This window comes from Mucilaginibacter sp. SG538B, assembly GCF_013376065.1.
Lineage (GTDB): Bacteria > Bacteroidota > Bacteroidia > Sphingobacteriales > Sphingobacteriaceae > Mucilaginibacter > Mucilaginibacter rubeus.
Map to the genome: position 1 here is coordinate 2,142,668 of NZ_JABMJI010000001.1, position 18,736 is coordinate 2,161,403.

An 18,736-nucleotide genomic window follows, 5' to 3' on the forward strand; every position below is an offset into this window, starting at 1 on the left:
GAGTAGCTTGAAGGCCCAATAAGGATTAACTAACTCAATAAATCAAGCAGGTCATCTTTTGACAATGAACTTGCAAAAGCGCTGTCGGGCTTGATCAGGGTTTTGGCGATATCCTTTTTTGATTGCTGCATCACCATGATCTTCTCTTCGATAGTGCCGGGGCAAATAAGCCTTACCGCCACAATTTTTTTGTCCTGGCCGATGCGGTGACAACGATCTATGGCCTGGTTTTCGACAGCCGGGTTCCACCACGGGTCGACGAGGTAAACATAATCTGCTGCTGTTAAATTAAGACCGGTGCCACCAGCTTTTAGGCTAATGAGGAACACCCTGATGCCGGGATCGTTTTGAAATTCATTAACCACCTGCTCCCGTTTGCGGGTTTGACCGGTGAGATATGAGAAGCGAATCTCGCGGGATATCAATTCGTTGCGGATAAGATCAAGCATGGAAACAAACTGCGAAAATATGAGGATTTTGTGCTGGTGCTTTTTGTTTTCTATTTCCTCAATCAGCGTTTCCAATTTGGCCGATGCATCACCGGGCATTTTTTCGCCTTTTATGAGCATCGGCGAGTCGCAGATCTGCCTCAATTTGTTTAACCCTTTTAATACGTTCATCGAGCTCTTTTTTAGCTCTTCGTTTGTTGTGGCCGAAATGTACTCTCTGAATTCTTTTTCATATGAGTCGTAAATATGACGCTGCTCCTGCTTCATTTCGCAATACAGCACCATTTCGGTTTTTTCAGGCAGTTCTGTTGCAACCTGCTGTTTAGTACGACGAAGTATAAAAGGCCTTACTTTTTCCTGTAGTTCGGCCGCGCGTTTGCTGCCCTTAAATTTATCGATAGGAACAGCATAAATATCCTTGAAATATTGCTTGCTTCCCAGCAAACCGGGGCAGGCAAATGATAGCTGGCCATACAAATCGAACGTATTATTTTCTATCGGAGTGCCCGTTATCGTAATTTTATTGCGCGATTTCAGGAGCCTTACAGCCTTGTAGCGCTGCGATTCGGGATTCTTTATATTCTGCGATTCATCGAGAAAAATATAATTGAAATTAAAATCCTTCAAGAAATTAATATCTGATAGTAAAGTACCGTAGGAGGTAAGTACAATTTCATATTGGTGCAGGTGCCTGGTATGCTTAAGCCGTTCAGCACCGTAAATGGTATGGATGCTGATAGAAGGCGCAAATTTTTCTACCTCCTGTTGCCAGTTAAACAGGAGCGAGGTTGGCACTACAACAAGGTTGGTATTATTTTCGGTTTTGCTGCGCTGTAAAAGGATAAAGGCAATCACCTGGAGACTTTTACCCAGACCCATATCATCGGCAAGGCAGCCGCCAAAATTAAGGTTATCCAAAAAACTTAACCAGTTTAATCCCTGGCGTTGGTAAGCGCGAAGCGTTCCGTTTAATCCGGGAGGAACCGGTACTTCATCAATGCTTTCTGTACCGGTAAGCTTTCTGTTGTATATCGCAAGTTCATTTCGCACGTCCTCGTCAAGCATTTCCTCGTCGTAATATTGCTGTATAGCAGTATAATTACTTTTTGAAGTATGCAGCGTGTCATTATCAGCAATCTCTCCCGAATTAAAATAATCAGTGAATTTCTCTATCCATTCGGTGGGTAAAATTCCCCGGGTTCCATCATCAAGGTGTACATACTTGCTTTTATTTTTTACAGCCTGGTGAACCTGTTTCAACGAAGCTCTTTTTTTGCCAAATTTTATATCGATAACTGTATTGAACCAGTTAATCCCGCTCACTACGTTGATGGTTATCTTTACTTTATGCGGGTTCAGCTTGTTGCCTTCCAGTTCGTTAAAGCCGAGTATTTCGATCTTGTGGTTATGCCATTCGTCAAATACATTTAAAAACCACTCCTCATCTAAAAAATGCCTTTTATGCAGGTAGAAGTAATCAAGGCCGTTATCCAACTGTTCGTTAAAATAAGGGTGTTGTTTTACAAGCAGAGCTGTAAAGGCTATTTCCTCATCATCGCGCCGTTTAACTAAAAATTGGTTGCCTTTTTCGTCGGTTCCGTAGATCTGCCTTTGCGTGCGCATCGGGATCTCGGCCTCACCATAACGCAGCACAGGTATGATCATGACATGTGCGCCAAAGTCCGACAGATAAATGATCTTCTCGGTAGGCTGATCAAAGCCTTCTTTTTTTATTTGCTCTTGTGTTGCAGGTTTAATGTAAGTATAATCAATAAGAAGCTTGTTTTCCAGTTTGTTAAGCAAATGTGATTTTAATTCTGCAAACTTACTCTTATGTACCTGCAGGCTGCCTTGTTTCTTTTTCAAAAGGTCGAGGATATTTAATACCTGTAAGCTTTCAATAAGATAAAGCGCGTTGCCTATGCCGATAAAATAAGTATACCTGATATCAAGGTCCTTAACATTGTACAGCAAGCCATCTATATTAAAAATGCCGCTTATTTCATAAAACTCATCCCAGGTATTTACTTTTAGCTCCAGGTCACTTTTTAAATTTTTAACCAATACAGGGTTTATCGAGCCAGCTGTTACTTTATCCGAAACAGTGTTGTCATGCGCGTAAAAACTGTAGGCCAATGGGTTTTTAACAACGGCTTTTAGTGCTGCGATATCCGCAGCAGTTCTTTGTATGTTAATATGATTTTGAAACTTATGTACCCCGGTAAAGAATTTGAGTTGCTGTGCGTCATTCGTTTCCCAAATCAGGTCTAAAGGAGCTATAGGCACAAGGGGGTTCTTGATTTTTCCATCTTTGGTGCTTTGTGCGGTGTATAGTTCAATAAATAAATATTTATAGTATTTATGCTGTTTTAGTATGATACAAGTTGTTTTATCCGTGTCCTCGCCAGGTTGCCCAACCGGTTCAGAAATGTTATTAACTATAACGCTTTGCAAACTGGCAAGGCTCTCTTTGGTAATGGCTGTTAACGCGGCGGAGCGGGGGACTATCTCGAAATTTTTAGACAGTGATTTTACCTCGAAAAACTTGTCGAGATCAGGGGCCTCTTCAAGTCCGTAATCAGCTGCTGCTTTTTTTAACTTTTTATGTCTTAGTTCGTCATCAAAAAATAACCGTAACTCATCACGCTGTGTTATTGCCGATAGTACCTGTGCCTGGTGCTCGCACAGTTTATTACCTGTAGCATGGCACCCGCACGAAAGTGCCAGCTGCCCTTCATGACTGGTAATGATTACCTCGGGGAAGGCAACCGTACCCGACTGATTGGTAAAAGCTCCGTGGTTAATTTCCAAATGTTTGGCCAGTATTTGCCTGTAACTTTGCTTGTCAAAATAAATGCTGACGGCTGCATGAGCGGCAATAACACTTTCACTAAAGTCGGTTATGGTTGCGCCTTTGATGATAATATTATGGTTGCTTTCGCCTTCCTGGTAGCTGATTATCCTGATCACTCGTATATTGATGTGTTACCCGGTAAATATCATAACAATTATATAAAAGAAGACAATCACCAACGCATTTTCGTTAACTATGTAACAATTATATTCTTTATCAAATATTTACCTTTAGTAAACGTATCTGCCTTAATTTAGCCACTTAGTTCAGTACTATGAAGTATCCAAAATTCTTATTGCATCTATCCATATTAGCAATTTTTTTTCCCCTTTATGCCTGCCATACCGTTTCTGGCAACAAACAAAGCTCCGATAATGAACAGGTTAATATGCACAGTGCTTATGATGACAGCACACTAAATCGCCATATACTACCGGTTTTAATGCCTTACAACCGTATTATTGATCCGGCAGGAACGGTGATATCGTTTGGCGATGCATCCGACGAAAATCATAGCATGGATGTAAGGCTGATCCCCGGCACCAGGTTTATCGCTGTCGAAGACCGATACGGACTTACTATAATTGATACACTCTCAAAAAAAGTAACCACCCGCTGGACCTATAAACAAGATCCCCGCTACGGCGGACTTACAAGTACTTACTCCGGCCTAAAAGTTGTAAATATTGACAATCAAACTCAAATATATTGGAGCGCTGCAGCAGGCAAGGGTAAGGATTCAAAATCGTACGTTTTCCAGGCTATCTGGAAAGATGGTAATATTAGCATACAAAACACTTTCAATTTTAAAGCTGAAGGCGAGTCGCCATTGGCATTACCTAACGATTTAGCCATCAATAAAGAAAGCAGCACAAATTACTTATATGTAGTTTTAAACGGGAATAATCAACTGGTAAAGATTAATTTAACTGATAATAAAACCATTTGGACAAGATCGACCGGTGTTGCACCTTATGGATTGACGATAGCAAAGGGCAAGATATTTTTAACCAACTGGGCCGGGCCGCAAGCTATTGATACATTGAAGCGTGAAACAGCGGGTGTACCCTATGGTAAGGCTTATGTCGATCCTAAAACAGGGGCAACAGTGCAGGGCACTGTAATGGTTATGGATTTGGCTAAAGGAGATGTGATCAAGGAAATTACTGTTGGGCTGCATCCTAATGCCATTATCAACAGTGCCGATGAAGCTTTTGTTTATGTTGCGAATGGCAATAGTGACATGGTATCGGTAATTTCAACAAGTTCATTACAAAATGTAGCAGCGATTGATGTTAAATTAAATCCTGGCAAAAAGAGTTATATAGGTGATACGCCCAATGCTTTAGCCATTAATGCCGATGGTACAATACTTTATGTAGCAAATGGTTTGGATAACGCTGTGGCCATGGTAAAATTGGGTAGTAAAACATCTCTTAAAGGAACCGGCACTAACGAAGTGAAAGGCTTTATTCCAACCGAAGCATACCCTGGCGGCCTGGCTGTTGACGGCAATAATTTATTTGTAACTAACCTGGAAGGAGAAGGCTCGAGGGTAAGTGCCGATGAGATAGGTAAAAGCAATTTGAAAGGTGATTTACCCTCGGGAGCAGACGTTACAGCTTACAACTCGCACCATTCGAAGGCTACGGTATCAATGATAGCCATTCCCGATGATGCTTTGCTTAAAAAGTATACTCAAAAAGTCCAAAACCTAAACCTGAGTTTCCGCCAGCAGATAGCGCAGCTACTGCCCCGTAAAAACATTGCGCCTAAACCCATACCAGAGCGTATTGGCGAGCCATCGGTATTTAACCATGTGCTTTATATCATCAAGGAAAACCGTACATACGACCAGGTTTTGGGCGATATGCCTGAAGGTGAAGGCAATAAATCGCTTTGTATTTATGGTGATAGTGTTACCCCTAATCAGCATAATTTAGCGCGCAACTTTTTATTGCTTGATAATTATTATGCCTCAGGAAAATGCTCTGCCGAAGGGCACCAATGGACTGATGCCGCTATGGTTACAGATTATGTTGAAAAAAGCGTGCGTTCATGGTTTAGAAGTTATCCTCATGTGCAGGAGGATGCTTTGGTTTATGACGGGAACGGTTTTATCTGGAATAATGCCGCCGATCATGGCAAAACGGTCAGAATTTACGGTGAAGCCTGTGCCGTGCATTTTGATGATAAGTTAAACTGGAGCGATATTTATAACAATTACACAGCAGGTAAACCATTCGCATTTAAAAACACCAGCACTATTTCCCGGGTGAGGCCAATGCTGTCACAAAACTTCCCGGGATCTGACGAGCATAAGATTAATGAACAGTTACGGGCCACCGCTTTTATTAAAGAGCTACATGAATATGAGCAAAAGCCCGGCGACCAGTTACCGCAACTAATGATCATGGCCCTATCGGCCGATCATACCGTAGGCACGAGGCCAGGCTACCCGACACCTGACGCTATGGTAGCTGATAATGACCTGGCGCTCGGCCGTATTGTTGAAGCAGTTTCAAAAAGCCGTTTCTGGAAAAACACGGTAATATTTGTTACCGAAGATGATTCACAGGCAGGGTGGGACCATGTATCTGCATATCGTACTACAGGGTTTGTGATTAGTCCGTATAGCAGGTTACAGCATAAGGTGAGCAAAAACTATAATCAAACCTGTATAGTGCGTTCTATTGAGCAAATATTGGGCTTACCACCAATGAATATTATTGACGCTACTGCATTACCTATGTTTGATTGCTTTACCGGCAAACCATCTGCATACACTTATACCAGTTTAAAAAACAGGGTTCCGCTCAATACAATCAACCAGCCTTTTTCTGCGCTAAAAGGTTCTGCATTGCATTTTGCACAATTATCATCAAGACCTGAATACGATCATATTGACGGTGGTAATGATGATGTGATGAACAGGATACTTTGGTTTGCGGCCAAGGGTAAAAAAGCTTATCCCGCTAAACTGGCGGGCAAAGATGAAGATCATGATGATTGATCGGGAAAATAGCTAACGTCAACATCATTCCCAGAGATTAACCGTATAATATTACATGGATGATTAGAGCTCGTTGCCTTAACCAGACAGCGAGTTTTTTTTATAGCTGATTGCCTTAAATTTCTATTGATCTATTAATTGTTTTATGCGTAAAAATACGGGAAACTCTTCTGAAAATTCCGTGAAATTACGTGGTCATTTGTGCACGATATTACTTTATCTTTATTGCAAACCTCATCAACGCCTGCAAACAATTAATCAATTAATTTTTCAACCTAACCAAAAAAGTTATGAAAATTTCTGCGCTTGATGAGAACGGCGCACCAGTCGACTGGTGGTTTATCTACAAAGTTCCGCAACTTGACGGAGGTGTGGGTAATGACAAAGCTACAGGGTACGAATATGTTTATTACGACTCAACTATCGATGCCAATACCGACGCCCGAAAAAGGACGATTACAAAATCACCCAATGTTTTGAATGGCGATAAAGGAGCACTCAACCTGACTATGGACTCCGTATTCAAAAACATTAAATCACCGGCTCCGAGTACCGGATGGGTTCTTTATAATGACGAGATGCCCGAAAGTGCCAATAAACATGATGATGGCACCAAAGGGCATACCAAGGGAGTATTGGCATTTGATACCGAATCTAAAACTGCATTTTGGTTACTTCACTCATGGCCGAAATTTGCAGACCCTGGTGCCATCAAAGATCCTACTCCCAAATACGGGCAAACCTACCTGTGCATTTCATTGGATTTGGATACCGCTAATCTTATTGCCAAACAGATGCTGAACCACCAGGAGCCGCAAATCTATCTTCATAATACCGCCAACCTGCCCGCAACTGCCGAGTTGCATTCGCTGACACAGCCTTTGGCGAGCCACCCGATCGCTCTGGGCGACTCGATCGATTTAAAGTCTATTGGCGGTATGCCATTCAAAGTTATAGCCAAGAACCGGGAATGGAATAAAGATTTTTGGAACGAATTGGTAGGGCCTATCCTAAACGACGATTTAGACATTGAAACCTGGATCCGCGGTCCTATTCCACCTATCGCTGATAGCGACGGCATTCACAAAACTTTTGACATCAAGTATATCAATTTAGGTTTCATGGGTGCACACTGGGCCTGGCCCGAAACACATGACCATGCCAAATGGGGAGTCACATTGCATGACCCCTGGGTTTGTGTTGGCGATATCAACCGCATGATTTCGCAAAGGAGGCGCGGCGGCTGTACAATTGCATTTCAAAATCAAACTTTATGGTCGGGTTTATCCAAAACAAGTTTGCTTTTAGCGCCTCCGGGGCATAACAGAACTGAAGCTCACGTTCTGATCCAAAAAACACATCATCTTCATGCGGAAGCACCATTGAGGGAACAGCAGTAAACGTAATTTACAATTTAAAACTTTTCCATACACGCCAGTATACAATAATCCTGCTCAAGCGGGATTTTTGTATACATATTAGGCTGTTTTTTATAACATAGCGGATGGTTTGCTTATATTTAACTATCAGTTTGATATAAAATTATAAGCCAGCGCTGCCAATGATTTTAAACGGAAAATACTTTAGCTTCGAACCGAGGCGATATGCATTTATGCTAATCGCTCTTTTTACTACTAACGGCTTTGCGCACGCTCAAAACTTACCCAACGAAACAAGACCACGCATCGTAATTACAGCAGATCCGGAATTGGATGATAATAATTCACTTATTCGGTTCCTGCTATATAGCAGTGATGTTGAAATTGAAGGATTGATTTATGCCAGCAGCGCTTTTCATTGGAAGGGAGATAGCAAAAGAACCAAATGGTTTGTACCGGGACGGGAGTATACCCGCTTTGGATTAAACTTGTGCCCATGTGAATCGTGGCGGTGGGGTGAAGATGAGCATTTTATTCATGATGCTGTGTATACCTACGCAAATGTTTACGCCAATCTAAAAATTCATAATTTCAATTATCCTGCACCTGATGTACTCAGAGGCAAAATCAGGATTGGGAATATTGAATTTGATGGTGATATTTCAAAAGATTCACCAGGTTCAGACCTCATCAAAACCCTGATACTTGATGATAAACAGGGCCAATTGTTTATTACAGCATGGGGAGCCAAAGCACTATAGCGCGTGCTTTAAAAGCTATTCAGGAACAATATGAGTTCACCGCCAATTGGGAGCAAACGAAATTAAAAATTTATCGAAAGGTGGTTTTACTTCCCTCCAGTGACCAGGATGATACTTATGCAAATTATATTAAACCTAGCTGGCCGGGTGTTTATCATATGTTTTAGAGTATAAAACTGCTAATATGATCCCTGTTAAAGCTATCAGGGAACAATGGCATGAGGACAAAAACTCTTTAAACCAGCATGACGCCGGTGCTGCATCAATAACCCTCGACCAGGTTTACCAGAAAGCAAAGAACGAATGGCTATCTGCAGATAAGAAAAAGAATACCATTTATTTTGAAACCAATAATAATGGCATGATATCCGGCGCAAGTTATGTACCCAATGGCTGTCAGGATGATTGCTCAACAGGTATCTCCATAAGCGAGATCAAGGCACTGTAACTTTATTGTAATTTACCGCGAAATTTGGCCGATATGTGTCATAACGCATATTACTTTTGTGCTTTTTAGTACCTTTGACCAAATTTTTAATTGATGCATAATTCAGATAATTTACAGTTTTTACTTAACGATCCGAATTTATCTGCTGATTTAAAGCATATTGCTCAAAAAGTTCTTGACAAACAACGCATCACTTTTGATGAAGGCGTTTTGCTTTACGAGCAGGGCGAACTTGGCTATCTTGGCACTTTAGCCAACTACATCCGCGAGGAGCGCCACGGCGATAAAACTTATTTCAACCGTAATTTTCATATTGAGCCTACCAATCTTTGCGTTTACGACTGCAAATTTTGTTCGTACTCGCGGCTGCTGAAACAAAAGGCGGAAGGATGGGAGTACACCATGGATGAAATGTTCAACATGGTTACCAAGTATGATGGCGAACCGGTTACTGAGGTTCACATTGTAGGTGGTGTGCTGCCGCAATATGACGTGCCTTTTTACCAGGAACTTTTCGCCCGCATCCGCGCGCATCGCCCGGAGTTGCATATCAAAGCGTTAACCCCGGTTGAATATCACTACATCTTTAAAAAAGCTAAAATTGACTACGCCACAGGCATGCGCCTGATGAAGGAAGCTGGCTTGGACTCTATCCCCGGCGGCGGCGCTGAAATTTTTGATCCTGAAATAAGGGACCAGATCTCGAAAGATAAATGTACTGCCGATCAGTGGCTGGCTATTCATGAAGAATGGCACAAGCTTGGCGGCCGTTCAAACGCTACCATGCTTTACGGGCATATTGAAGCATATAAACACCGCGTTGACCACATGGAACGCTTACGCCAATTGCAGGATAAAACAGGCGGTTTCCAGACGTTCATTCCGCTTAAGTTCCGTAACAAGGATAACCAGATGTCGCACGTACCCGAGGTTTCGGTAATTGAAGATTTGCGAAACTACGCCGTAGCCCGCATCTACCTGGATAACTTCGACCATATTAAAGCTTATTGGGCTATGATCAGTCGTACTACCGCACAGCTTTCGCTTAACTTCGGCGTTGACGACATTGATGGTACGCTTGATGATACCACCAAAATCTATTCAATGGCCGGCGCCGAAGAGCAGCATCCAGGTATGAGCACCAAGCAAGTGGTAGAGTTAATTAAACATGTAGGCCGCCAGCCTATTGAACGTGATACATTATATAATGTAGTAACGGATTATACCAACTTTGTGTTCGGCGACGAACCGAAACCGCAGTATTACAAATTACCGGTAATTAATTAAGCTTTTTAAGCTGAAAGCCAAAGGCCGAAAGCTTAAAGCAAAGCAATAAATTTAGCATAGATAAAAGCAAAAAAGCTTTAAGCCTTCGGCTTTCAGCTTTGGGCTCAAGAAAATGGTACAAAAAACCTTATATATAGTACGCCACGGCCAAACTGAGTATAACAAACTTGGTATTATACAGGGCCGCGGGGTTGATACCGATTTAAATGACGAAGGCCGTAAACAAGCCCGCCAGTTTTTTGAGGCTTATAAAACTGTTCCGTTCGATAAAATTTATATATCGGCATTAAAGCGCACACAGCAAAGTATCCAGCCTTTTATTGATCTGGGGATATCTTATGAAAAGCTTCCGGGTTTGGATGAGCTGGCCTGGGGCATTCACGAAGGCCAGTCGCCAACTACTGATAATAAAGCTGCTTTTCTGCAGATTATGCGTGATTGGCTGGATGGTAAGCTCGACAGTAAATTTGAAGGGGGCGAAAGTCCGCTTGAGGTTGAAGTACGCCAGCGCGAAGCCATGGAGGTGATCATGAGCCACCCCGAAGAAAAAAACGTGCTTATTTGTATGCACGGTCGCGCTTTACGACTGTTGCTTTGTATCCTTACCGGTAAGCCCTTATCCGAAATGGATACCTTTCCGCACCAAAACCTGGTATTATACAAGGTAACGTACAATGGCGAAAGATTCGAAATCATCGACTTTAACAATGCCGAACATCTCAAACATTCCGAAGAATAGAAATAGCGAATTTGTGAACAAGATCAGAATATCAGCAGTAAGCTACACTAATACCAAACCCTTTTTATACGGCATTCAACATACCGACATCATTAATAAAATTGACCTGAGCCTTGATATCCCGTCAGATTGTGCTCAAAAGCTTATTGACGACGTGGTTGATATCGGTCTGATCCCGGTTGCTGCAGCACTGAGTTTGCCGCAATGGGAAATTGTCTCTGATTACTGCATTGGTGCCGTAGGCGCGGTAAACTCCGTTTTCATTTTCAGCAATAGTGATATTAGGGACGTAACTACCATTCAACTCGATCCGCAGTCGCGTTCATCAAATAATCTTGCCCGTGTGCTGCTGAAAAACCACTGGTTGGTAAACCCCAAACAGGTAAGTAATGCGCCGGATTATGCCCAATCTGCAGATGAACAAACCGCCTTTGTACAAATAGGCGACCGTACCTTCGGCAAAAAGCAGCAATACAAATATGTTTACGACCTGGCCGAAGAATGGCAAAAAATGACAGGTCTGCCATTCACCTTTGCAGCCTGGATAGCTAATAAACCTATCCCTCAGGATTTTATGGACGAGTTTAACGAGTCACTAAAATACGGTCTTGATCATCGCGAAGATCTGTTTAAAGAACTACCCATGCGTGATGACTTTGACCTGATCGACTACCTGATGGTTAAAATAGATTATGATTTAACAGCAGACAAGAAGAAAGCCCTGTACCTGTTTCATGAGTATATAAAAGCGTTATAATCTCTGAACCGGGATTGGGGCGGATTTTTAGGATTACAGGATCAGAATTGTTTGGTTATGTAATCCGATAATCACATAAATCCCGGTTCGCGCAAAAACAATTCCCTTCTCAATTCCATTGCTTATCTTAAACACAAAAACGTTTATCTATGAGCAATACTCCCCAACTATTAAAAGGACAAGCAGCCCTCGTAACCGGTGCCGATAGCGGCATTGGCAAAGGCGTTGCATTGGCAATGGCTGCAGCCGGCGCTAAACTCCTCATTAACTACGCACATAATAAAACCGCAGCCGATGATGTTGTAAGCCAGATCAAAGCCACAGGCGGTGAGGCATTTGCATTTCAGGCAGATGTAAGCCATGAGGAAGAGGTAAAAGCCATGTTTGCCGAAATATTTAAGCAATACGGCACTATTGATATCCTTGTGAACAATGCCGGTTTGCAAAAAGATGCCAGATTTGTTGATATGACGCTCGACGACTGGAATAAAGTGATCAGCATCAATTTAACCGGCCAGTTTCTTTGTGCCAGGGAGGCTGCTAAAGAGTTTATAAAACGGGGCGTTGTTGAGGGAAAAAGTAAAGCCGCGGGCAAAATTATCTGTATGAGCAGCGTGCATGAAGTTATCCCCTGGGCAGGGCATGTAAATTATGCTGCCAGCAAGGGCGGTATTATGATGTTTATGAAAAGTATAGCACAGGAGCTCGCCCCGCATAAGATCAGGGTGAATGGGATAGGGCCAGGCGCTATACAAACACCTATTAATAAGGAAGCCTGGGAAACCCCGGAAGCTCTTGATAAGTTATTGACGCTCATCCCTTACAACCGGATAGGCCAGCCGGCTGACATCGGAAAACTGGCAGTTTGGCTGGCTTCAGATGAGTCGGATTACATTACCGGGGTCACAATTTTTGCAGATGGGGGCATGACTTTGTACCCGGGCTTTGCAGATAATGGCTAAATGACATTTTCATGACAACATAAATCGGTTTAGCAAACTAAAAACGCCATTAATTGGCGTTTTTTCTTTTAGATATTGTAAAATATACACTAAGGTTATTGATAAAATTTAAATTTTGCGGCTATAAAAGGCTATAATTATTAAATATTCATAAAAGTTCAAGAAAATTTTAAATATTGACAAGTGTAGCGTATTTTTGTTGCAGGATTTAAAATTTAAACGAACATGAAAAAGATATTTTTAACAATAGCAACCGCAGCATTATTTACCGTTAACGCTTTTGCCGATGGTGGCAAAAAATCTGACGGTGGTACCAACGTTTCTTACATCGCTTTACACGGCTTTACTGCTGATTTCGCTGAAGCTACCAACGTTAACTGGACTGTAACCAAAAACGTTCAAAAAGCTACTTTCACTGTTGATGGCGTTCAAAAAACTGCTTTCTACAACCTGCAAGGTGAATTTTTAGGTACAACTCAACGTGTTGACAACAAAGCTATCCCTGCAAAAGCCCTTCAACAAATCAACAGCGATTACAAAGGTTACGAAGTAGGCGAAGTTATCGTTTACCAGGCTAACACTTCAATCAATGACGCCATCGAGCCAACTTCATATTTTGTTGACTTGAAAAACGACAAACACGAAGTTTTGGTAAGGATTACTCAACAAGCTAACATCGAGTTTTTCCAACAAGTAAAATAACTCCGAAAAATTATAACAATGGAAAGCCGTCCCGAATATCAGGACGGCTTTTTTTATGATTATAAATCACACTTTTATGTCATAAAGCCTCTTTTCATAAAACAAAAACGGTGTTTTCGTCTTTTAAATATTAATTAATATTTACTTCATATGTCGAAAACAATAATTGTATCAAACCGTTTGCCTGTTAAAATTTCCAAAACTGATGGTGCATACCATTCATCACCGAGCGAGGGAGGATTAGCTACCGGTTTAGGTTCAATATATAAACAGGGCGATAACGTATGGATAGGCTGGCCCGGAATAGAAGTTGCTGAGCAGGAAGATAAAGACCAGGTTACAAAAGAATTAAAAGAGTTAAGCCTGATTCCTGTTTTTTTAGATCAGGAAGAGATCAACCAATACTACGAAGGTTTCAGCAACGAGGTTTTATGGCCCGTTTTTCATTATTACGCTTCAACTTATGCTGCATACAAACAATCAAACTGGGATTACTATAAAGCGGTAAATAAAAAGTTCAGGGATATGATCCTGAGCATTGCCGAGCCCGGCGATGTGATCTGGATCCACGATTACCAGTTGCTATTGTTACCCGCCCTGGTCAGGCAGGAGTTGCCGGATGTTTCTATTGGCTTTTTCCTCCATATTCCTTTCCCGTCAAATGAAATGTTCAGGTTAATCCCGTGGCGTTCGGAACTATTGGATGGAATGCTTGGCGCCGATCTGATCGGTTTACATACATTTGATGATGTGCGCCACTTTTTAGGTGCGGCTACACGTCTGCTGCCGGTAACATCCAGTGCCAATATCATCAGCAATGGCGAGCGCTCGGTTGTTATCGAGTCGTTCCCGATGGGGATCGATGAAAAAAGGTATTCATCGCTACCGCTACAGGACGATGTAAAACAGCAGATTGAGCTTATTAAAGAGAATTTCCAGAACAAAAAGCTGATCCTTTCTATAGACAGGCTTGATTACAGCAAGGGGATCCTGCAAAGGCTGGAAGCTTTTGAGCTGCTGCTTGAACAATGCCCGGAATGTATTGAGCACATTACGCTTTACATGATCGTGGTTCCATCCCGGGATACGGTACCGCAATACGCTCACCTTCGGGATGAAATAGATAAAAAAGTAGGGAAGATCAATGCTTTGTATCGCACTATGGACTGGAGCCCGGTGCACTATTACTATCGCTCATTCCCTATCGAAACCCTGTCGGCACTCTACTACTCGGCCGATGTTTGCCTGGTTACACCCATGCGCGATGGCATGAACCTGGTAAGCAAAGAGTATGTCGCCAGCCGGATAAACAATGATGGCGTATTGATTATGAGTGAGATGGCAGGATCATCTAAAGAACTTATAGATGCTATAATTGTTAATCCTAATAATACCGGGGAAGTTTGCCGGGCCATTTTACAGGCTATCAATATGCCGCTTGAGGAACAGCGCCGGCGCATGATCCCGATGAGGCAGCTTGTAGCAAAGTTCAACACATCCCATTGGGTTAAAATTTTTATGGACAGGCTGAAAGAAGTAAAACTCATGCAGCGCTCCATGCAGGCCAGGCACGTGAGCAACACTACCGAACAAAGTATTATTAACCGTTATATCAAAACTAAAAAGCGCATTATCTTTTTGGATTATGACGGAACATTGGTAAATTTTAAATCCAATATCGATCAGGCCTCTCCCGATAAGGAGTTGTACAATGTCATCAATAAACTTGCGGAAGATTCTGCAAATCAATTGGTTTTGATTAGCGGGCGAAAGCATGAAAACCTCGACGAGTGGTTTAAGGAAAACGACATCTATCTTATTGCCGAACATGGTTCATGGTTTAAGCAACCCGGCACTTTATGGCATAAAATAAGCGGACTAACCGATCAATGGAAGCATGATATTTATCCGATATTGGAAACCTATGTTGATCGTACACCTGGCTCGTTCATTGAAGAGAAAACATATTCACTGGTTTGGCATTACCGTAAAGCCCAGGCCGGGCTTGGCGAGCTCAGGGCCAATGAGTTGATGAATAATCTTAAATATCTTGCAAGCGATAAAGGGTTACAGTTACTGGCAGGGGATAAGGTACTGGAAGTGAAGAATATGGATATTAATAAAGGCAAAGCCGCTTTAACACTTACCGAAGGCCGCGATTATGATTTCATTATAGCTTTCGGCGATGATTATACCGACGAAGATATCTTTAAAGCGCTGCCCGAAAGTGCCATTACCATTAAAGTTGGCAGTAATCTTTCGGCAGCTAAGTTTTACCTGCGGAACCCATCGGAGGTTAGGAAATTGCTGACCAGTTTTGCTAAATATACGCCGGTTGAGGAACCGGCAGACAAGTAGGGTTGAATAGTTTTAATCTTGCGCTCGTTTGCAACGAGCGCTTAATATGGCTTAGCGATTGCATCGCCAGTGGCGTTATAAACGCAAACCCAGGTTACGCACTCGTTGCAAACGAGCGCGAGATGACAAATAGGTATTATTAGTTTAATTTAAAATTTATTTATGCCTGCGGTTTAGCCGCGGCCATTTTTTTATATTCGGTTCGCGATAATGTAACCCTTTATGAAAAAAATCAGCCTGCTTGTTTTTGCATTGATGCTTAGTTGCCATATCATTTTTGCGCAAACCCCGGTCTATAAAATTTATGCTGTAAAATTCGCCGAATCCGGATATCCATTTAAAGTGGGCGATTGGGCATTGAACGGCCCCAAAAATGAGCCGGTTAAAATTGATTTTATGGTATGGCTTATCAAAGGCAGCAACGGCAAAAACATTTTGGTTGATGCCGGCTTTTTGCCCGATATCGAAGATGCTAAAGAATTTAAACTTAAAACCTATCAACGCCCGGACTCGGCGCTTTTAAAGCTTGGTGTAAAGCCCCAGGATATAACCGATATTATATTAAGCCACCCTCACTGGGATCATATAGATGGTTTAAGCCTTTTCCCGAAAGCTAAGGTTTGGATGCAAAAGCTGGATTATGAGTTTTTTGCAGGCGCAGCATGGCAAAAAGCAGGAGAGGCAGGTGGTTATGCTAAGCGCGATGTTATCAATACCGTTAATTTAAATTTGGCAGGCAGGCTCAAACTGATAGACGGCGACAATAAAGAGATCATTAAAGGTATAAAAGTTTATACAGGTTCAAAGCATACCTATAATTCGCAATATGTGCTGGTGCAAACCCGGAAAAACAGGGTGATCATAGCATCTGATAATATCTGGATCTATTACAGCCTTGAGCATTTAGTGCCACCTTCGCAAGGTGGTACGCTTGATCCAGCAGGTTATGTCAAAGCAATGAAACGGATGAAAACGCTTGCCGGCGATGTTAAATTTATAATCCCGGGGCATGATGGCAGGCAGTTAGAGATGTTTCCAAAAGTTGCGGATGGGGTAGTGGAGATCAGGTAATTATTTAGGTGAACACCGAATTGGTTAATCCAGACTTACGAAGTTTTAGAAACTTCGTAAGTCTTATCTGCTGCCAATTTATGCAAGAGAAGATTAATCCTACAAAAATATCGGCCTATCCAATTTCATGGCAATCCGGTACGCCGCGTTCATCAACCCTACATGGCTGTAAGCCTGGGGGAAATTACCCCACTGGCTTCCGTCGCGCTCGTCAACATCCTCGCTAAAGAGCAACAGGTGATTGGAGTATTGCAGCAGGTTGCCAAACTCGCGCTGGGCATCATCCAAACGGCCAACAGCGGCCAGCGCTTCTACATACCAAAATGCGCAGATCAGGAAAGTAGTTTTAGGCTTACCAAAATCGTCTGTATATAAATACCTGTAAAATAATCCATTAGGTGTCTTTAGTTCTTTTTCTAATGCAACTAAATGATCCTTCGCTTTCTGCGAATTTGGATCGAGATAGTTCATCATAATCAATTGCAAAGTGCTGGCGTCAAGGTTACTGCTCCCGGCCGAGTTGGTGTAAACTTTGCGCACCGGGTCATAGCAGCTCTCGATATGCGCGGCCGCACGTTCTTTAAGAGAAATGGCCTTATCAATCAACGCCTGGTTTTGGATGGTACGCGCCATTTTTTCGGCAGCGGATGCACCTGCCCATTGAAACAGGTTGCTGTAACAATGAATGTTGGCCATATTCCTGAACTCCCAGATGCCGGCATCTTTTTCATCAATGGTATGCTCTATCTTACTCAACAAAAACGCTATCCAGTGAACCGAATCTTTTCGTTCCGAAAAAACAAAGCGATGATCGGTGTATAATGGGAGCAGGGAGATCAATACCTGGCCGTAGATGTCATTCTGAATGTGTTCAGACGCCTGGTTGCCAACCCGCACCGGCTGGTTGCCCATATAGCCTGCTAAATCAGTCATGATATTTTCGACAAGGTCTTTTTTACCGGTAATGCCATATAGCGGCTGGTAGCGTTCCATTTCCGAAAAGGTAATATCAGTAACATAGCCGAAATACTTCTCCATCTCCTCAAAATGGCCAATGTGGTTTAGCGCGGTTATTACGTAATAAGTATCGCGCAGCCAGCAATAACGATAATCCCAGTTACGGCCGCTTCCCGGCGATTCGGGCAGACTTGTGGTGCTTGCGGCGATAATTGCACCGGTATCCTCATACTGGTGTATTTTAAGGGCCAAAGCAGAGCGGATTACAAAGGGCTGAAAATAAGTAGCTATTGATGAGTGTTTGATCCATGTACGCCAGTACTGCACGGTTTCGGCCAAAAACCGATCCGCTGTGCTGATGAGCGGCGCTTCAAGCGGTTCGCCGTAGGTCATGGCCAGGTACTTGGTTTCATTGAGTACAAAAGCCTGTCCATCAAAAACATAACTTATGGGGATATTGGTGGTAAGGCGGATGTTTTCTTCGCCGCCCAGATATTGGATATGATTGCTGCCACGGTTTACACTCAATTTAACAGCACCATATTCAGAAACCGGCGCGCATTTGACAATGATGCGCGGCGAGCCTTCAATAACCTCAATTTTCCTGATCAGCATCAATGGTTTATAATAACGCTGATGCTGGTAAAATCTTGGTGCAAAATCGGTTATGCGGTATTTTCCGCCGCTTGCAGGGCATATTTCCGTAATTAAAATATTGGTATTTTCCAGGTAATGCTGATTGGTAGTGTATTCACCTTCCGGGCGGATCGAGAATTCGCCGCCCTTATCTTTATCAAGCAGGCCGCCAAAAATAAAGGTACTGTCAAACCGGGGCCAGCACAGCCAGTCGACATTGGTGTTTTTATTAATATGGGCTAAAAAGGCGCAATTGCCAATTATACCGGTATCATAGGTGTGTTTACTCATGGATAGGTGTTATTAATTTCAAACTTCAACAACACAGCCTTTGTAATGTTGGCGTAAATAATGCGATTATTT

General features: G+C 42.5%; 13 protein-coding genes. 11 read left to right on the plus strand and 2 right to left on the minus strand.

Translation table 11 applies throughout. The features are described 5' to 3' along the window. Positions 1-29: 29 nt before the first annotated feature. The gene (locus FHW88_RS30325) at positions 30-3,419 is read right to left on the minus strand and encodes a DEAD/DEAH box helicase (protein WP_317171340.1); all 3,390 of its coding nucleotides are present in this window, start codon (positions 3,417-3,419) and stop codon (positions 30-32) included. A gap of 158 nt (positions 3,420-3,577) precedes the next feature. Between FHW88_RS30325 and FHW88_RS08560 the strand changes: the two genes are divergently transcribed. The 11 genes from FHW88_RS08560 to FHW88_RS08610 all read left to right on the plus strand — a co-directional run bounded on the left by FHW88_RS08560 (position 3,578) and on the right by FHW88_RS08610 (position 16,780). Further along, positions 3,578-6,316: a bifunctional YncE family protein/alkaline phosphatase family protein gene (locus tag FHW88_RS08560; RefSeq protein WP_176624626.1), complete on the plus strand. Its 2,739-nt coding sequence runs from the start codon at positions 3,578-3,580 to the stop codon at positions 6,314-6,316. A 290-nt stretch (positions 6,317-6,606) separates the two neighbouring features. Continuing rightward, on the plus strand, positions 6,607-7,716 hold the full coding sequence (locus FHW88_RS08565) for a deoxyribonuclease II family protein (protein WP_090525541.1): 1,110 nt from the start codon (positions 6,607-6,609) through the stop codon (positions 7,714-7,716). A 212-nt stretch (positions 7,717-7,928) separates the two neighbouring features. Next, entirely contained in the window at positions 7,929-8,456 is a 528-nt protein-coding gene (locus tag FHW88_RS08570; protein ID WP_218117144.1) for a nucleoside hydrolase-like domain-containing protein, read from the plus strand. Positions 8,457-8,640: 184 nt separating this feature from the next. Further along, entirely contained in the window at positions 8,641-8,904 is a 264-nt protein-coding gene (locus FHW88_RS08575; RefSeq protein ID WP_176624628.1) for a hypothetical protein, read from the plus strand. 93 nt (positions 8,905-8,997) lie between these two features. Then, complete coding sequence (mqnE, locus tag FHW88_RS08580) at positions 8,998-10,191, plus strand: aminofutalosine synthase MqnE (RefSeq protein ID WP_090525545.1); 1,194 nt, start codon at positions 8,998-9,000, stop codon at positions 10,189-10,191. Positions 10,192-10,303: 112 nt separating this feature from the next. Next, positions 10,304-10,930: a histidine phosphatase family protein gene (locus FHW88_RS08585; RefSeq protein ID WP_090525547.1), complete on the plus strand. Its 627-nt coding sequence runs from the start codon at positions 10,304-10,306 to the stop codon at positions 10,928-10,930. Beyond that, positions 10,899-11,687 (plus strand): menaquinone biosynthetic enzyme MqnA/MqnD family protein, encoded by a 789-nt coding sequence (locus FHW88_RS08590; protein ID WP_218117145.1) that lies wholly within the window; start codon positions 10,899-10,901, stop codon positions 11,685-11,687. The genes FHW88_RS08585 and FHW88_RS08590 overlap by 32 nt, the downstream gene beginning before the upstream one ends. Before the next feature lie 149 nt (positions 11,688-11,836). Next, positions 11,837-12,649 carry an SDR family oxidoreductase gene (locus tag FHW88_RS08595; RefSeq protein WP_176624630.1) on the plus strand — a complete coding sequence of 271 codons (813 nt, stop codon included), beginning with the start codon at positions 11,837-11,839 and terminating at the stop codon, positions 12,647-12,649. A gap of 225 nt (positions 12,650-12,874) precedes the next feature. Then, entirely contained in the window at positions 12,875-13,351 is a 477-nt protein-coding gene (locus tag FHW88_RS08600; RefSeq protein ID WP_176624633.1) for a hypothetical protein, read from the plus strand. A 150-nt stretch (positions 13,352-13,501) separates the two neighbouring features. Then, a complete protein-coding gene (locus FHW88_RS08605) occupies positions 13,502-15,709 on the plus strand; it encodes a bifunctional alpha,alpha-trehalose-phosphate synthase (UDP-forming)/trehalose-phosphatase (protein WP_176624635.1) in 2,208 nt (735 codons plus the stop codon). Between the two features lie 222 nt (positions 15,710-15,931). Next, complete coding sequence (locus tag FHW88_RS08610; RefSeq protein WP_176624637.1) at positions 15,932-16,780, plus strand: N-acyl homoserine lactonase family protein; 849 nt, start codon at positions 15,932-15,934, stop codon at positions 16,778-16,780. Between the two features lie 99 nt (positions 16,781-16,879). Here the strand turns inward: FHW88_RS08610 and FHW88_RS08615 are convergent, their stop codons facing one another. Then, complete coding sequence (locus tag FHW88_RS08615) at positions 16,880-18,664, minus strand: glycoside hydrolase family 15 protein (RefSeq protein ID WP_176624640.1); 1,785 nt, start codon at positions 18,662-18,664, stop codon at positions 16,880-16,882. Positions 18,665-18,736: the final 72 nt, after the last annotated feature.